Annotated in this window: 16 protein-coding genes; 8 read left to right on the forward strand and 8 right to left on the reverse strand. The window is 61.0% G+C overall.

The window, feature by feature from the left end:
• Positions 1 to 96 precede the first annotated feature (96 nt).
• The 3 genes from M5B43_RS23055 to M5B43_RS23065 all read left to right on the forward strand — a co-directional run bounded on the left by M5B43_RS23055 (position 97) and on the right by M5B43_RS23065 (position 3,338).
• Complete coding sequence (locus tag M5B43_RS23055; protein WP_248752240.1) at positions 97 to 1,167, forward strand: DUF748 domain-containing protein; 1,071 nt, start codon at positions 97 to 99, stop codon at positions 1,165 to 1,167.
• A gap of 147 nt (positions 1,168 to 1,314) precedes the next feature.
• On the forward strand, positions 1,315 to 2,160 hold the full coding sequence (locus M5B43_RS23060; RefSeq protein ID WP_012722829.1) for a MoxR family ATPase: 846 nt from the start codon (positions 1,315 to 1,317) through the stop codon (positions 2,158 to 2,160).
• A complete protein-coding gene (locus tag M5B43_RS23065) occupies positions 2,160 to 3,338 on the forward strand; it encodes a VWA domain-containing protein (protein ID WP_248752241.1) in 1,179 nt (392 codons plus the stop codon). The genes M5B43_RS23060 and M5B43_RS23065 overlap by 1 nt, the downstream gene beginning before the upstream one ends.
• A gap of 130 nt (positions 3,339 to 3,468) precedes the next feature.
• On the opposite strand, the gene M5B43_RS23070 is transcribed toward M5B43_RS23065, so the two are convergent.
• Genes M5B43_RS23070 through M5B43_RS23080 form a run of 3 tightly spaced genes read right to left on the reverse strand, consistent with a single transcriptional unit; the run spans position 3,469 to position 5,821 of the window.
• The gene (locus M5B43_RS23070; RefSeq protein WP_248752242.1) at positions 3,469 to 4,383 is read right to left on the reverse strand and encodes a biotin-dependent carboxyltransferase family protein; all 915 of its coding nucleotides are present in this window, start codon (positions 4,381 to 4,383) and stop codon (positions 3,469 to 3,471) included.
• Positions 4,380 to 5,084, reverse strand: a complete 705-nt coding sequence (locus M5B43_RS23075; protein WP_248752243.1) for an allophanate hydrolase subunit 1 — start codon at positions 5,082 to 5,084, stop codon at positions 4,380 to 4,382. The genes M5B43_RS23070 and M5B43_RS23075 overlap by 4 nt, the downstream gene beginning before the upstream one ends.
• Positions 5,081 to 5,821, reverse strand: coding sequence for a 5-oxoprolinase subunit PxpA (locus M5B43_RS23080; RefSeq protein ID WP_248752244.1), 741 nt, complete (start codon positions 5,819 to 5,821; stop codon positions 5,081 to 5,083). Before M5B43_RS23080 ends, M5B43_RS23075 begins: the two co-directional genes overlap by 4 nt.
• A gap of 175 nt (positions 5,822 to 5,996) precedes the next feature.
• Between M5B43_RS23080 and M5B43_RS23085 the strand changes: the two genes are divergently transcribed.
• Entirely contained in the window at positions 5,997 to 6,917 is a 921-nt protein-coding gene (locus M5B43_RS23085) for a LysR family transcriptional regulator (RefSeq protein ID WP_248752245.1), read from the forward strand.
• A 180-nt stretch (positions 6,918 to 7,097) separates the two neighbouring features.
• Here the strand turns inward: M5B43_RS23085 and M5B43_RS23090 are convergent, their stop codons facing one another.
• Genes M5B43_RS23090 through M5B43_RS23100 form a run of 3 tightly spaced genes read right to left on the reverse strand, consistent with a single transcriptional unit; the run spans position 7,098 to position 8,985 of the window.
• The gene (locus tag M5B43_RS23090) at positions 7,098 to 7,640 is read right to left on the reverse strand and encodes a DUF2937 family protein (protein ID WP_248752246.1); all 543 of its coding nucleotides are present in this window, start codon (positions 7,638 to 7,640) and stop codon (positions 7,098 to 7,100) included.
• Positions 7,641 to 7,650: 10 nt separating this feature from the next.
• A complete protein-coding gene (locus M5B43_RS23095) occupies positions 7,651 to 8,427 on the reverse strand; it encodes a class II glutamine amidotransferase (RefSeq protein ID WP_248752247.1) in 777 nt (258 codons plus the stop codon).
• 30 nt (positions 8,428 to 8,457) lie between these two features.
• Entirely contained in the window at positions 8,458 to 8,985 is a 528-nt protein-coding gene (locus M5B43_RS23100) for an MFS transporter (RefSeq protein ID WP_248752248.1), read from the reverse strand.
• Between the two features lie 24 nt (positions 8,986 to 9,009).
• On the opposite strand from M5B43_RS23100, the gene M5B43_RS23105 reads away from it, so the two are divergent.
• Together M5B43_RS23105 and M5B43_RS23110 are read left to right on the forward strand one after the other, a co-directional pair.
• On the forward strand, positions 9,010 to 11,061 hold the full coding sequence (locus M5B43_RS23105) for a S9 family peptidase (protein WP_248752249.1): 2,052 nt from the start codon (positions 9,010 to 9,012) through the stop codon (positions 11,059 to 11,061).
• A gap of 67 nt (positions 11,062 to 11,128) precedes the next feature.
• The gene (locus M5B43_RS23110) at positions 11,129 to 11,602 is read left to right on the forward strand and encodes a cyclic nucleotide-binding domain-containing protein (protein ID WP_248752250.1); all 474 of its coding nucleotides are present in this window, start codon (positions 11,129 to 11,131) and stop codon (positions 11,600 to 11,602) included.
• A gap of 9 nt (positions 11,603 to 11,611) precedes the next feature.
• On the opposite strand, the gene M5B43_RS23115 is transcribed toward M5B43_RS23110, so the two are convergent.
• Positions 11,612 to 11,896 (reverse strand): hypothetical protein, encoded by a 285-nt coding sequence (locus M5B43_RS23115; protein WP_248752251.1) that lies wholly within the window; start codon positions 11,894 to 11,896, stop codon positions 11,612 to 11,614.
• Positions 11,897 to 11,974: 78 nt separating this feature from the next.
• Here M5B43_RS23115 and M5B43_RS23120 point away from each other — a divergent pair, with 78 nt between their 5' ends.
• A complete protein-coding gene (locus tag M5B43_RS23120; protein ID WP_248752252.1) occupies positions 11,975 to 12,661 on the forward strand; it encodes a hypothetical protein in 687 nt (228 codons plus the stop codon).
• A 73-nt stretch (positions 12,662 to 12,734) separates the two neighbouring features.
• On the opposite strand, the gene M5B43_RS23125 is transcribed toward M5B43_RS23120, so the two are convergent.
• On the reverse strand, positions 12,735 to 13,655 hold the full coding sequence (locus M5B43_RS23125; protein WP_248752253.1) for a ParB/Srx family N-terminal domain-containing protein: 921 nt from the start codon (positions 13,653 to 13,655) through the stop codon (positions 12,735 to 12,737).
• 107 nt (positions 13,656 to 13,762) lie between these two features.
• Between M5B43_RS23125 and M5B43_RS23130 the strand changes: the two genes are divergently transcribed.
• The gene (locus M5B43_RS23130; RefSeq protein ID WP_003210675.1) at positions 13,763 to 14,137 is read left to right on the forward strand and encodes a YajD family HNH nuclease; all 375 of its coding nucleotides are present in this window, start codon (positions 13,763 to 13,765) and stop codon (positions 14,135 to 14,137) included.
• The last annotated feature ends 235 nt before the right edge of the window (positions 14,138 to 14,372 follow it).

Consider the following 14,372-nt stretch of genomic DNA (forward strand, 5'->3'; position numbering starts at 1 on the left):
CCCCAAGGGTATGCCTCAGGCCGGGAGGCGTCCAGTCAGAGGAACGTTGCGCCCACCGGTGCGGTCCATCGCCTATACCGTCAGAGAGAATGGACCATGAAACGTCGCTACAGTGGGCTGCTATGGATCGTCGCCATACTGGTGGCCGTGCTGATCGCCCTGGACCTTGCCCTGCCCTATCTGGTGCGCAACTACCTGAACGACAAGCTGGCCGACATGGGCGATTACCGTGGGCAAGTCACTGACGTTGACGTGGCCCTGTGGCGCGGTGCCTATAAAATCAACGGCCTGCAGATCGTCAAGGTCGACGGCAAGGTGCCTGTACCGTTCGTCAAAGCACCGTTGATCGACCTCGCGGTGAGTTGGCATTCACTGTGGTACGACCACGCGGTGGTGGCCCGGGTGCAGTTCTCCAAACCTGAGCTGAACTTCGTCGACGGTGGCAGCCAACAAGCCTCGCAGACCGGTAAGGGCACTGACTGGCGCGAACAGTTGGGCAAACTGTTGCCGATCACCTTGAACGAGGTACGCATCCAGGACGGCAAGATCGCCTTTCACAACTTCACCTCCAAACCTGCGGTGAACCTCTACGCCACAGAGGTCAACGCCAGCTTCTACAACCTGACCAACGTGGTCGACAAAGGCAAGCGTGACGCCAGTTTCGAAGGCAAGGCGCTGTTGCTGGGCCAGGCGCCGCTGGAAGCCACCGCCACGTTCGACCCGCTGAGCAACTTTGAAGACTTCGAATTCCGCTTTCGCGCCAAGGACATCCAGCTCAAGCGCCTGAATGACTTCGCCTCGGCCTATGGCAAATTCGACTTCAAGGCCGGCACCGGCGCCGTGGTGATCGAAGCCCAGGCAGAAAAAGGCCAGTTGAGCGGCTACATCAAGCCGCTGCTGCGTGACGTCGAGGTGTTTGACTGGAAACAGGATGTGGAAAACAAAGACAAGAATATTTTCCGCTCGATCTGGGAAGCCGTGGTCGGCACCAGCGAAACCGTGCTGAAAAACCAGAACAAAAACCAGTTTGCCACCCGCGTAGAACTCAGCGGCAGCGTGCACCAGCAAAATATCAGCGCGTTCTCGGCGTTTTTGGCGATCTTGCGCAATGGCTTCATCCAAGCCTTCAACGCTCGTTATGAACAGCCCAAGCCTAGCGCGGACTAAAAATGTGGGAGGGGGCTTGCTCCCACACGTACTGCACTGGTCAACGGAAAGTGACTGGTCATTCAGAGACTGAATAACCCGTCTGCGTTCACAGTCGCCGGGGCTGCGCGGTATAGTCCTGGCATTGATGAATTCGAGGAATGACCGATGAAGTTCGAAGGCACCCAGGCCTACGTGGCTACCGATGACCTGAAACTGGCCGTCAACGCTGCCATTACCCTGGAGCGTCCGTTGCTGGTCAAGGGCGAACCGGGTACCGGCAAGACCATGCTCGCCGAGCAACTGGCCGAGTCCTTCGGCGCCAGGCTGATCACCTGGCACATCAAGTCCACCACCAAGGCCCACCAGGGCCTCTACGAGTACGACGCGGTCAGCCGCCTGCGCGACTCGCAGCTGGGCGTGGACAAGGTGCACGATGTGCGCAACTACCTGAAAAAGGGCAAGCTCTGGGAAGCGTTCGAGTCCGAAGAGCGGGTGATTCTGCTGATCGATGAAATCGACAAGGCCGACATCGAGTTCCCCAACGACCTGCTGCAAGAACTCGACAAGATGGAGTTCTACGTCTACGAAATCGACGAGACCATCAAGGCCAAGAAACGCCCGATCATCATCATTACCTCCAACAACGAAAAAGAGCTGCCGGACGCGTTCCTGCGCCGCTGCTTCTTCCACTACATCGCCTTCCCCGACCGCGCCACCCTGCAAAAGATCGTGGATGTGCACTACCCCGACATCAAGAAAGACCTGGTCAGCGAAGCGCTGGACGTGTTCTTCGACGTGCGCAAGGTGCCGGGCCTGAAGAAAAAGCCTTCCACCTCCGAGCTGGTCGATTGGCTCAAATTGCTGATGGCCGACAATATCGGCGAAGCCGTGCTGCGCGAGCGTGACCCCACCAAGGCCATCCCGCCGCTGGCCGGTGCCTTGGTGAAGAACGAGCAGGACGTTCAGTTGCTCGAACGCCTGGCATTCATGAGCCGTCGCGGTAATCGATAATGCTGCTCAACCTGTTCAATGAAATGCGTGCAGCCAAGGTGCCGGTGTCGGTGCGCGAACTGCTCGACCTGATCAACGCGCTTAAACAGCGCGTGGTCTTCGCCGACATGGACGAGTTTTACTACTTGGCCCGCGCCATTCTGGTAAAGGACGAACGGCATTTCGACAAGTTCGACCGGGCCTTCGGCGCCTATTTCAACGGCCTGGAAAAACTCGACGACCACTTGCAGGCACTGATCCCTGAGGACTGGCTGCGCAAGGAGTTCGAACGCTCATTGAGTGATGAGGAACGCGCGCAGATCCAATCCCTCGGGGGCCTGGACAAGCTCATCGAGGAATTCAAGAAGCGCCTGGAAGAACAGAAAGAACGCCACGCCGGCGGCAACAAGTGGATCGGCACCGGCGGCACCAGCCCATTTGGTTCCGGTGGCTACAACCCGGAAGGCATTCGCGTCGGCGATGCCGGCAAGCGCCAGGGCAAGGCGGTCAAGGTCTGGGACCAGCGCGAGTACAAGAACCTCGACGATCAAGTGGAACTGGGCACGCGCAACATCAAGATCGCCCTGCGCCGCCTGCGCAAATTTGCGCGCCAGGGCGCAGCCGAAGAGCTGGATATCGACGGCACCATCGACCATACCGCTCGCGATGCCGGCTTGCTGAATATCCAGATGCGCCCGGAACGGCGCAACACCATCAAGCTGTTGCTGTTGTTTGATATCGGCGGCTCGATGGATGCCCACGTGAAGATCTGCGAAGAGTTGTTCTCAGCGTGCAAGACCGAGTTCAAACACCTGGAGTACTTCTACTTCCATAACTTCGTCTACGAGTCGGTGTGGAAGAACAACCAGCGCCGCACTTCTGAACGCACCTCCACCCAGGATTTGCTGCACAAGTACGGCGCCGATTACAAAGTGATCTTTATCGGTGACGCCTCGATGGCGCCCTATGAGATTACCCAGGCCGGCGGCAGCGTCGAGCACTGGAACGAAGAGCCGGGGTACGTGTGGATGCAGCGCTTCATGGCCAAGTACAAGAAGCTGATCTGGATTAATCCCTACCCGAAAGATACCTGGGGCTATACGGCTTCGACGGGGATTGTGCGGGAGTTGGTGGAGGATCAGATGTATCCACTGACGCTGCGCGGGCTTGAAGAAGGGATGCGGTTCCTGTCCAAATAAACGCTAAATCCACTGTGGGAGGAGGCATGCCCCCGATAGCAGGGTGTCAGTCAATCCATCAGTGACTGAACCACCGCCATCGGGGCATCGGGGGCAAGCCCCCTCTCGCATTTTTGCTCCACCGTGTGCTTCAGCCTGTGGTGAACCGTCGCAAATACTCGACATGCTGTCGATGTGCCGTCTCCTGCACCACCGGCGCCAAGCGCACCTTCTCTCCCGGCAAACACTGCGCCAACCGCGCCAGTGCCAGTGGCGTCAAGGCACCCAGACGCGGATACCCGCCAATGGTCTGCCGGTCATTGAGCAATACAATCGGCTGCCCGTCCGGCGGTACCTGGATCGCACCCAATGGAATCCCTTCGGAAATCAACGATGGCCCCTGATACTGCAATGGTGTCCCCAACAAACGCATGCCCATGCGGTCCGCACGGCTGTCTAAGGTCCACTCGGCGTTGAAGGCATCGAACAAACTCTGCCCGCTGAACCCGCCAATCTGCGCGCCGACAATCACGTCCAGAGCAGCATTGATGGGCAATGCCGGGGCACTTAAAACCTTCATCGCGCCGCCCGTCCCGGAATAGGCCAGCCGCCCGCCTTCGGCCAATGCTCGACCGACCCCATCTACCCCGCCCAGTTCCTCACGCACCACCGTGGCACAGCTGCCGAGCACCTTTGGCGCATCGAACCCTCCCGGCGCCGCCAGATAAGCCCTGGCACCGCTGAACGGTTGGGTAAAGCGCAAGCGCTGGCCCTTTTGCAGAATAAAACTACGCCCGGGGCTGATTGCACGCTCATCGATATACGCGCCTAAATCCGCACCGGCCAAGGCCAGCAAACAATAGCCTTCGGCCTGCACGGTAAAGCCGCCCAAGGTGATTTCCACCACAGGCGCATCCAACGCATTGCCCAGCAGCCAGTTGGCCCAGGACATCGACACCCAATCCAGTGCGCCGCCCTGGGTTACGCCCAGATGGCGCACGCCAAAACGCCCGGCATCCTGTAACAGGCACAGCGGCGTACTGGCCTCGATGATCAAGCGGCTCATGCCTGCGCCTCCAACGGCGTGTCATCGCCACCCAGGTTGATAAATTCGGCGTGGCTGACCGACTCGAAGCGCACCGTATCGCCGGGCTGCATCAGGCTGTAGCCGTCGCGTTCGCGGTCGAACAGCTTTGCCGGGGTGCGGCCGATCAGGTTCCAGCCACCTGGCGACACCACCGGGTAGGCCGCCGTTTGTCGCTCGGCAATGCCCACGCTGCCGGCCGCCACGCGTTTGCGCGGGGTGCTGAGGCGTGGCGTGGCGAGGACTTCGTCCACCAACCCCATAAAAGCAAAACCGGGGGCGAAGCCGAGAGCAAACACCTGATAGGCGTGGGCACTGTGGCGGCCAATCACTTCGTCTATGGCCAAGCCGCTGCGCTGGCTGAGCAAGGCCAGCTCCGGGCCGACGCTCAGGTCGTACCACACCGGCAACACGTGGCACTGGCCACTGCCCTGAGCCTGGGGCTGCAGACCCGTTAGCGCCTGGTCGATCAACTCTCGAGCCTGGGCCGGGTTCAGTAGGGTGAGGTCGTAGTGCACCATCAAGGTGGTGTAGGACGGCACAAGGTCCACTAACGCCGCGCCGAACCCGGCCCGCAGGCGCTGGGTGGCGGCGAGCATCCATGGCATGTTGGCTTCGGCAATCACCTCAAACAGACGCACCATCAGGCAGTCAATGGCCACCACCTCAATCCGTGGCTTCATGCTGACTTCAACGCCTCGCGGATCCGCTGCACGGCGGCCACCGAACTGGCGTTATCGCCATGCACGCACAGGGTATTGGCCTGCAACAGCAACGGGCTGCCGTCGCTGGCAAGCAACGGCTCGCCACGGGAAATGGTCAAGGCCTGCTGGATGATCGTGTCGCAGTTGTGGTGCACCGCCCCAGGCAACTGGCGAGAGACCAAGTGGCCCTTGCCGTCATAGGCGCGGTCGGCGAAGGCTTCAAACCACAGGATCACACCATATTCATCGCCCAACGCCTGGGCCACGCGATTGTCGCGAGTGGCCAGCAGCATCAACGGCAGGTCACCGTACGCAGCCACGGCCTGGACCACCGCACGCAACTGGTCAGGGTTGGCCATCATGTCGTTGTACATCGCACCGTGGGGCTTCACATAACTGACGCGACCGCCTTGGGCCCGGCAGATGCCGTCCAGCGCCCCGATCTGGTAGTGCAACAGGTCCTGGATTTCCTGCGGCGTATAGCTCATGGAGCGGCGGCCAAAACCTTGCAGGTCCTGATAGGCCGGGTGCGCGCCTACCTGCACGCCATGCTTGAATGCCAGGCTGACGGTCTTGCGCATGATGCTCGGGTCGCCGGCATGGAAACCGCAAGCCACATTGGCGCAATCAATGAACGGCATGATTTCGGCGTCCAGACCCAGGGTCCAGTTACCAAAGCTTTCGCCGATATCGCAATTCAATAGCAGACGGCTCACGGTGGTTGCTCCTGTAGGCTTTGTTTTTTTGTAGTGTGGGATTTTTTACACAGAACTCGCAACTTGTCCTGATGCCCTCACGACGCTTATCGTGGAATAGCTCGATTTTTGGCGCTCGCCCGGTGCGGCGTCCAACTAATAAAAACCGATCCATGCATAAGAAAAAGTTGATCCCATGAATTTGAAGTTCCTCGAAACCTTCGTCTGGGTAGCCAGGCTCAAGAGCTTTCGCCTGACCGCCGAGAAACTCTTCACGACCCAGGCGTCGATTTCCAGCCGCATCGCCGTGCTGGAAAGCGAGTTGGGCGTGAAGCTGTTCCTGCGTGACTCGCGCGGGGTGAGCCTGACGCCGGAAGGCGTGAAGGTGCTCGATTATGCCGAGCAGATGATGGTGACCATGCGGGGCTTGAAACAATCCCTGGAAACCACCAGCAGCAAGGTCGGGCGAATTCGGATCGGCGCGATGGACACGGTGATCCACACCTGGCTGAGCCCGCTGGTCGCCGAACTGATGGACCATTTCCCGTTGGTGGAAATCGAATTGGTCGCCGATACCGCACTGAACCTCAGCGATCAGCTGCAAAAAGGCTTCCTCGACCTGATCCTGCAAACGGATCTGGTGCGCCTCGAAACCGTGCGCAGCCTGGAGTTGGCCAGCCATCCCATGGCATGGATCGTCGCCAGCCAATCGATCTATAACCGCGACTACGCGTCCCTCGCCGAACTGGCCCAGGAACGCATCATCACCTATTCGAAAAACTCCCACCCACACCAGGACGTACTGAGCCTGATGCAGGCCAACGGCGTGGCTGCGCCGCGGATGAACTGCGTGAACTCGGTGTCGGCGATTACACGATTACTGCGTGATGGCTTTGGTATCGGTGCGCTGCCGCCCGTGCTGGTCAGCGAAGAGCTGGCGCGCGGGGAATTAGTGATGCTGCCGATGGCGCAGAAACTGCCGAACTTGCAGGTGGTGGTGTCGTGGCGCGTGGGGGTGGAGCTGGTGGAGGAGATTGTGGGGTTGTGCCAGAAGGTGGTGGCCAAGTATGCCGAAGAGGTCGGTGAAGAGCGGATGGTACTGGCTCAACTCGATTAAAACGGTGGGAGGGGGCTTGCTCCCGATAGCAGGGTGTCAGCCAGCATTTTTTTAGCTGACCCACCGCTATCGAGGGCAAGCCCTAATGCCAGTCAGTTAAGAAGGAACACTATCACTGTGGCGAGCGGTTGCTCGTTCTAGCGCTTAACTGACTGGCACCAGGGCAAACCCCCTTCCACATTAGAGGCCCTTCAGGTCCCGCTCTTCGATCGGACGGCTCTGGCGCAGGCGCTTGCCGCCCAACACCACCCAGTCGATCAGCCGGAACAGGCATTCGATACCGAACGACAACAGCATCGCCCCGCCCAGGCCCCAGCCCATGGCTTCGGGGGTCAGCAGGATCTGGTAGCTGTAGCCGTTCCAGGTTTCCAGGCGAATCGCCGGGTCGGCGGCCACCGCCACTTGCAGGGCGCGGATGTACCACGGGCCTTGCATGGCCTGGAATTGCTTGTCCAACGCCACTTGGCGGTCCAGCAAGGTGCCCAGGCTGTTGGCGTCGCTGCGAAACACCGGGTCATCGCTGGCGCGGTAATGGGCCACCAGGGCTTGCAAATCGCCGTTGAAGAACTGCTGCGCCGTGGCGTCAAAGCCGCGCAGCCCCGTCTGGGCCTCGATCAGGTGGGCCTCGACACGCTTGGCATAGTCGTTGATAAACCCCGGCACCTGCACGCCGACCAACAAGCCAATGGCGAACAGCACCAACCGCAGATAACTGAGCAGCATGGTCGAATCCTTACTCGGTAATGCCCTGGCTGACGCATTCACCGCGTCGCCACAGGCTCCATTGGCCCGGTGCGTAGCGGGTCCAGTTTTCGTTGTCGGTCAAAGGTTCGGTGGCGATCACCGTCACCACGTCATTGGGCGTGGTTTCGGCCTGAAAATCGACGATCACGTCGACATCTTTCAAGCGTGCCGGGCCAAACGGCGCACGCCGGGTAATCTGGGCCAGTTTGGTCGAGCAGTAGCAGAACAGCCAGTCGCCGTCGCTGAGCAGGCAGTTGAACACGCCCTTGCTGCGGTATTCGGCGCAGGCGGCGATCAGGTCGGGCAGCACCTGTTCGATGTCCACCGGCTCGGGGAAGGCTTCGCGCACGCGGTTGAGCACGTCGCAGAACGCCGCTTCGCTGTCGGTATCGCCCACCGGGCGGTAGAAGGTGGCGCGGGGGTTGAAGTCCGCCAGTTGGCCGTTGTGCGCAAAGCACCAGTTGCGGCCCCACAGTTCGCGCACAAACGGGTGGGTGTTGGCCAGGCTCACCTTGCCCACGTTGGCCTGGCGGATATGGCCAATCACCACTTCACTCTTGATCGGATAGCGCTGCACCAGCCGCGCGACTTCCGACTCGCTGCTGGCGGCCGGGTCCTGGAACAGGCGCAGGCCACGGCCTTCGTAGAAGGCAATGCCCCAACCGTCACGGTGCGGGCCGGTACGCCCGCCCCGCTGCATCAGCCCGGTAAAGCTGAACACGATATCGGTGGGGACGTTGGCACTCATGCCCAATAATTCACACATGCCAGGGCTCTCGCAGCAGGGCGGACAACGTTAAAGGCGCGGTTCGACCCGCATACCGCCAGCAGGTGCCGGGCGTCGGAACGGCTCGTCTTCTTCCGGTTCGGCGGCCAAGGCGGCCTGCGCAGCAGCCTTACGCTCACGCCGAGCCTTGGCGGCGCGCTCGATCGGCCAACGAATCAGCACGAACACGAGATACACGCCCAGCGCGATCATCGTGTACATGAACAGGTCCGATATGGCCCGCCAGGCGTTATTGCCGACCTTGAGCACAAGGTCCAGGGCCGTAATGGCCACGGCCGGCGCAAATTGGGTCTTGACCGGGTCAACGATGGTGGGGCTGAACAGCAGCACCGCCATCAGCAATTGCAGCGGCTCGCGCAGCCAGCGCCAAATCCAGCGGGTCATGCGCCACCACACCAACAGGCAGCCCAAAGCGGCGAAGGCGTAAAGGCCCCAAGCGGTCAGATAGTCGTTCTCGGTCATGGTGTCCATGGCAAGGTAGGCAAACAGGCGGCTATGATAACGGCTTTTGCGTGTCTCGGCTGCAATGCCTGCCACCGTCCGCCAGACAGAGAAGAATCCATGCCTTTATCGCCCCACATCGCCGCCCCGATCGCCCGCAAGGCCGACGGTCCAGACCCCTATGCCTGGCTCCAAGCGCGTGACAACGCTGAAGTGCTCGATTACCTCAACGCTGAAAACGCCTGGCAGGAGGCGCAGCTCGCTGACCAGCAAGTGTTGCGCGAGCAGCTGTTCGAAGAGATCAAGGGTCGCATTCTAGAAACCGACTTGTCCTTGCCCTCGCCATGGGGGCCCTACCTGTACTACACCCGCACCACCGCCGGTGACGAATACGCGCGCCACTACCGCTGCCGCCGCCCTGCGGATGACAGCAACCAGGTGGACGACAACAGCGAAGAACTGCTGCTGGACCCGAACGTACTGGCCAATGGCGGCTTTTTCTCCCTCGGCGCATTCAATATCAGCCCCGACCACCAGCGCCTGGCCTACAGCCTCGATACCAGCGGTGAAGAGATCTACACCCTGTATGTGAAGGAACTGGCCACCGGCAAAGTCAGCGAACTGGCGTTCGAGAACTGCGACGGCAGCATGACCTGGGCCAATGACAGCCTCACCCTGTTCTTCGGCGAACTGGACGACACCCATCGCCCACACAAACTGTATCGCTATCGCCTGGACGGTACCGCAGCGCAGGAAGTTTTCCACGAGCCCGACGGGCGTTTCTTCCTGCATTGCTACCGCTCCAGCTCCGAGCGCCAGTTGCTGCTGGCCCTGGGCAGCAAGACCACCAGCGAGATCTGGGCGCTGGACGCCGAGCAGCCCCAGCAGGATTTCACCTGCCTGGCGCCACGGGTTGAAGACCACGAATATGATGTGGACCACGGCCAGCTCGATGGCCAGTGGACCTGGTTCATCCGCAGCAACCGCGACGGTATCAATTACGCGCTGTTTGCCTGCCCTGACGTCGGCAGCGTGCCGACCGAAGCTCAATGGCAGAACCTGATCCCCCACAGCGACGAGGTGATGCTCGACGGTGTGAGCCTGAACGCCAGCGCCATGACCTTGAGCCTGCGCATCGGTGGCCTGCCTGTCATTGAGGTGCATCCCCAGGGCGTGCCGGCCTATCGCGTGGAATTGCCTGACGCCGCCTACAGCCTCTACGTACAGAACAGCCTGGAGTTTGCCAGCAACAAGATCCGCCTGCGCTACGAAGCCTTGAACCGCCCGGCGCAAGTGCGCCAACTGGACCTGGCCACAGGCGCCCAGGTCGTGCTCAAGGAAACCCCGGTACTCGGTGTATTCAATGCCGACGACTACGTCAGCCAGCGCCTGTGGGCTACCTCTGCCGATGGAACCCAAGTGCCGATCAGCCTGGTGATCAAGCGCGACCAACTCGGCAAGCCGACGCCGCTGTACCTGTACGGTTATGGCGCTTATGGCCACAGCCTTGACCCGTGGTTCTCCCATGCACGCCTGAGCCTGCTGGACCGCGGCGTGGCGTTTGCCATCGCGCATGTACGCGGCGGCGGCGAGCTGGGCGAAGCCTGGTATCGCAACGGCAAGCAGGCCCATAAGCAGAATACCTTCAGCGATTTCATCGCCTGCGCCGAACACCTCATCGCCCAAGGCCTGACCACCTCCAAACAACTGGCCATCAGCGGCGGCAGTGCCGGTGGCCTGTTGATCGGCGCAGTGCTCAACCAGCGCCCGGCGTTGTTCCAGGCGGCAATTGCCGAGGTGCCGTTCGTCGATGTGCTCAACACCATGCTCGACCCGGAGCTGCCGTTGACCATCACGGAGTACGACGAATGGGGCAACCCCGAAGAGCCCGAGGTGTATGCGCGCATCAAGGCGTACGCGCCGTATGAAAACGTCAGTGCCCAAGCCTACCCGGCGCTGCTGGTGATCGCCGGCTACAACGATAGCCGCGTGCAGTACTGGGAAGCAGCCAAATGGGTGGCCAAGTTGCGTGCGACCAAGACGGACGACAACCTGCTGCTGCTCAAGACCGAGCTGGGTGCCGGCCACGGCGGCATGAGTGGTCGTTACCAGGGATTACGTGACGTAGCGCTCGAATACGCGTTTGTGTTCAAGGCCCTGGGGCTGGTTTAAGGAACTTAGCGTGGCGGTCCGGTCTGAACACAGGACCGCCCAGTAGATTGATGGACCAAGATCAGCCATGCCCCAACCGACCCTGCTCAGCAATGAAATCCGCGACATGCTCATGGATTGCGGCTTGTTCGCCCCCTTGTTGCCGGAAGATTTTCACGTGGCCGCGGGCTACTTCAACATCAGCAGCATTGCCCGTGACGAGGTGATTTTCCAGGAGGGCGATGCCGGCACCTTCATGTGCATCCTCCACAGCGGCCAGGTGGCCGTGCAGAAAACCAACCACGCAGGCCAACGCCTGACCATCGCCACCCTGCGCAGTGGCCGGGCCTTTGGCGAGATGGCGGTCCTCGATGGCGAGCGGCGCTCGGCCAGCTGCGTGGCCGCCACTGATTGCGTGCTGTTGAACCTGGGCAAGGACGCCCTGGAAAAAATGCTCAACGAAGCGCCCAGGGTGGCGGCCAAGATCATCCGCGCCATTGCCATTGCCCTATCCAGGCGCCTGCGCATGGCCGATGGGCAATTGCTCTCTCAAGCGTGTTAAGCACACGTCTTAACCGCCGGGGGTCTTCGGCTTGCTCTCGTTCTGCTGCAGGCCGGGCACTGTCTGGTCCTTCGGCGGCGTAGGCAGCACGATGGGCACCAACGCAGGGGCACCGCCAGCGGTGGCCTTGGGTGTGACAGGCGGGGTGACTTGCGGGTAGAGCGTTGGCGTTGGCGTGCCCGGGGCGCCTGGGGTTGGCGCGGGCGCGACCGGCACGGTTTGCAACTCCTGCGCTTGCGCCGCACCCAATGTGAGCGCGCCAAGCACAATGACCGTTAGAATGCTGCACTTCATCGATGGCTCCATGGCCTGACCGGAATGTCGTAAGGCTACTCCCAACCGCGCAAGAATGCCCTTCCCAATGAGATTTCCATGAAACGTTTCGTTCTGCTGGACACCACTCCGATCCCCGACAACGGCGGTGCCTTGTGCCTGTTCGAATACGGCGAGGATTTTGTCATCAAGATCCAGGGCGGTGACGGTGGCCAGTTGATGAACACGCGCATGCACGGTTCCGAAGACGCCTTGGCCGAGATTCCCTGCCGCAAGGTCGCCGGCCGCCCCGGCTCGCGCGTATTGATCGGCGGGCTGGGCATGGGCTTCACCCTCGCGTCGGCGCTCAAGCACCTGGGCAAGACGGCCGAAGTGGTGGTGGCGGAACTGGTGCCCGGCGTGGTGGAGTGGAACCGTGGGTCCTTGGGAGAAAAATCCGGACGCCCACTGCTGGACCCGCGCACCGTGATCCGCATGGAAGACGTGGCCAAGGTGCTGCAAGCCGAACCCCAGGGGTTCGACGCGATCATGCTCGACGTGGACAACGGCCCCGAGGGCCTCACGCAGAAAGCCAACAGCTGGCTGTATTCCGCCGGCGGCCTGGCCGCGTGTGCCAAGGCGCTGCGCCCCAAGGGCGTGCTGGCCGTGTGGTCGGCCAGCGCCGATAAACTGTTCAGCGACAAGCTGCGCAAGGCGGGTTTCAAGGCCGAGGAAGTGCAGGTGTTTGCCCATGGCAACAAGGGCACGCGGCACACCATCTGGATTGCAGAAAAGCTCAAGGGTTGAACCGCGGCCGATCGGACAGCGCACATTTCAGGTGGGAGGGGGGCAAACCCTCTCCCACAGTTTTTGTACCGCCTCAGTTGTGGGATTTTCGGTAATCGATCACGTAGGGCACTTTTTTGTCGAAGGTCTTTTCCAGTTCCTTGCGATCCAGCTGAGTCATGCCGCCCAGTTGATGGGCGGTGAAACCACTGTCACCCACCTGTGAGCCCGGTGCCAGGCTGACCATGCGCTTGGCGACGGCGTCAATGGCGCCCTTGTAGCCGCCTTTCTTATCCAGGTTGAAAGCACTCAGGTCGACCTGCGTGCGCAACCAATTACCCCAGTAGAACTCCAGGAACTCCGGCGCAATCGCGCCATCGTCCGGCTTACCGTAGGCGGCTTTGCGGGTGAAATACACCAGGCTGCGGAAGGTGTCGTCCTGCAGGCTCTTGAAGCCCAGGTGCGCCGGCAGTTGCTCGGGTGGCAGGGCCTGGCCTTGGTTGTCCTTGAGCCAGACTTTGCGCGCGGCTTCCATGCGCTGCCAGAAGGCCGCCATGTTCGGGCTGGTGCTGAAGTCGTCGGTCACCTTGACCCACATTTTCAATTGCGGACCACCGCCAGGCACTTCCCACAAGGTGGTGAAACTGTGGTGACCGTCGGTCAGGTACAACTGGCCGGCGGGGCCCACGACCACGGTTTTCATGTCCTCTGGGTGAGTGCCCACCGCCTCCTTGCAGGTGAAACTGGAAGGTTTGCGCAGATCGGCGTCCTTGGGCACGTTGCTGGCTTCGCCCTGCCCATTGGTCTCGCAATATTCATCGAAAACCTTGGCGGGTTTGTCGGCGAACAGCCCCAAGCTGTAGTAAATCTGGTCGAACCCCACTACGGCCTGGGTGGGGTGCAGTCGTTCGAGGGCCACCTCGATCACCTCGCCCGGCCTGGGCGTCGAAAGCGCCTGGGCTTGAGCGGTGACGACACACAGTAGCAGTGCAACAATCCATGAATGCAAACGCATAAATTTCAGATCCTTATAGGTAAAGTGAATCGATCCTAGCGGTCATTTACAGCACAAGCGGCTAGAATCAACCTTATCCGTGACCCACCAAATAGCCAGGAGCCATGATGAGCTCGACCAACCCGCCCTCCCACACCGCCAAGCTGGACCGCATCCTCGCCGATGCCCAGCGCGACCGAGAAATGGGCTACCGCGACAAAGCCTTGAAGATGTACCCGCACGTATGCGGCCGTTGCGCCCGTGAGTTCGCCGGCAAACGCTTGAGTGAGCTGACCGTACACCATCGCAATCACAACCATGATGACAACCCCCAGGACGGCTCCAACTGGGAGTTGTTGTGCCTGTACTGCCACGACAACGAACACTCGCGCTACACCGACCAGCAGTACTTCGGCGAAGGCTCCACCAGCAGCCCGACCATTGCCAAGGCCACGCACAACCCGTTTGCGGCGTTGGCGGGGCTGATGAAGAAGGACGACTGAAGACTGTCGTTGAATGTACCGGCCTCATCAGGGCATAGGTCTCTACACAATCACCGTCGAACGTAGAATCTGTGACAAGTCGGCTGTTGTGGCGAGCGGGCTTGTCCCGCGTTGGGGCGTGTAGCGCCCCCAAAGAAAGACGAATGCGGTGTACCCGATACTGCGCAGAGACAGTTTTGGGGCTGCTGCGCAGCCCAACGCGGGGCAAGCCCGCTCGCCACAGGGGAATATGACT

Source organism: Pseudomonas sp. MWU15-20650, from assembly GCF_023242475.1.
GTDB lineage: Bacteria > Pseudomonadota > Gammaproteobacteria > Pseudomonadales > Pseudomonadaceae > Aquipseudomonas.

Coding starts and splice junctions, on each gene's coding strand:
- M5B43_RS23095 (WP_248752247.1), bottom strand. CDS start 8,427: ATGTGTGAATTATTGGGCATGAGTGCCAACGTCCCCACCGATATCGTG.
- M5B43_RS23130 (WP_003210675.1), top strand. CDS start 13,763: ATGAGCTCGACCAACCCGCCCTCCCACACCGCCAAGCTGGACCGCATC.
- M5B43_RS23105 (WP_248752249.1), top strand. CDS start 9,010: ATGCCTTTATCGCCCCACATCGCCGCCCCGATCGCCCGCAAGGCCGAC.
- M5B43_RS23120 (WP_248752252.1), top strand. CDS start 11,975: ATGAAACGTTTCGTTCTGCTGGACACCACTCCGATCCCCGACAACGGC.
- M5B43_RS23085 (WP_248752245.1), top strand. CDS start 5,997: ATGAATTTGAAGTTCCTCGAAACCTTCGTCTGGGTAGCCAGGCTCAAG.
- M5B43_RS23125 (WP_248752253.1), bottom strand. CDS start 13,655: ATGCGTTTGCATTCATGGATTGTTGCACTGCTACTGTGTGTCGTCACC.
- M5B43_RS23090 (WP_248752246.1), bottom strand. CDS start 7,640: ATGCTGCTCAGTTATCTGCGGTTGGTGCTGTTCGCCATTGGCTTGTTG.
- M5B43_RS23115 (WP_248752251.1), bottom strand. CDS start 11,896: ATGAAGTGCAGCATTCTAACGGTCATTGTGCTTGGCGCGCTCACATTG.
- M5B43_RS23055 (WP_248752240.1), top strand. CDS start 97: ATGAAACGTCGCTACAGTGGGCTGCTATGGATCGTCGCCATACTGGTG.
- M5B43_RS23110 (WP_248752250.1), top strand. CDS start 11,129: ATGCCCCAACCGACCCTGCTCAGCAATGAAATCCGCGACATGCTCATG.
- M5B43_RS23065 (WP_248752241.1), top strand. CDS start 2,160: ATGCTGCTCAACCTGTTCAATGAAATGCGTGCAGCCAAGGTGCCGGTG.
- M5B43_RS23060 (WP_012722829.1), top strand. CDS start 1,315: ATGAAGTTCGAAGGCACCCAGGCCTACGTGGCTACCGATGACCTGAAA.
- M5B43_RS23070 (WP_248752242.1), bottom strand. CDS start 4,383: ATGAGCCGCTTGATCATCGAGGCCAGTACGCCGCTGTGCCTGTTACAG.
- M5B43_RS23075 (WP_248752243.1), bottom strand. CDS start 5,084: ATGAAGCCACGGATTGAGGTGGTGGCCATTGACTGCCTGATGGTGCGT.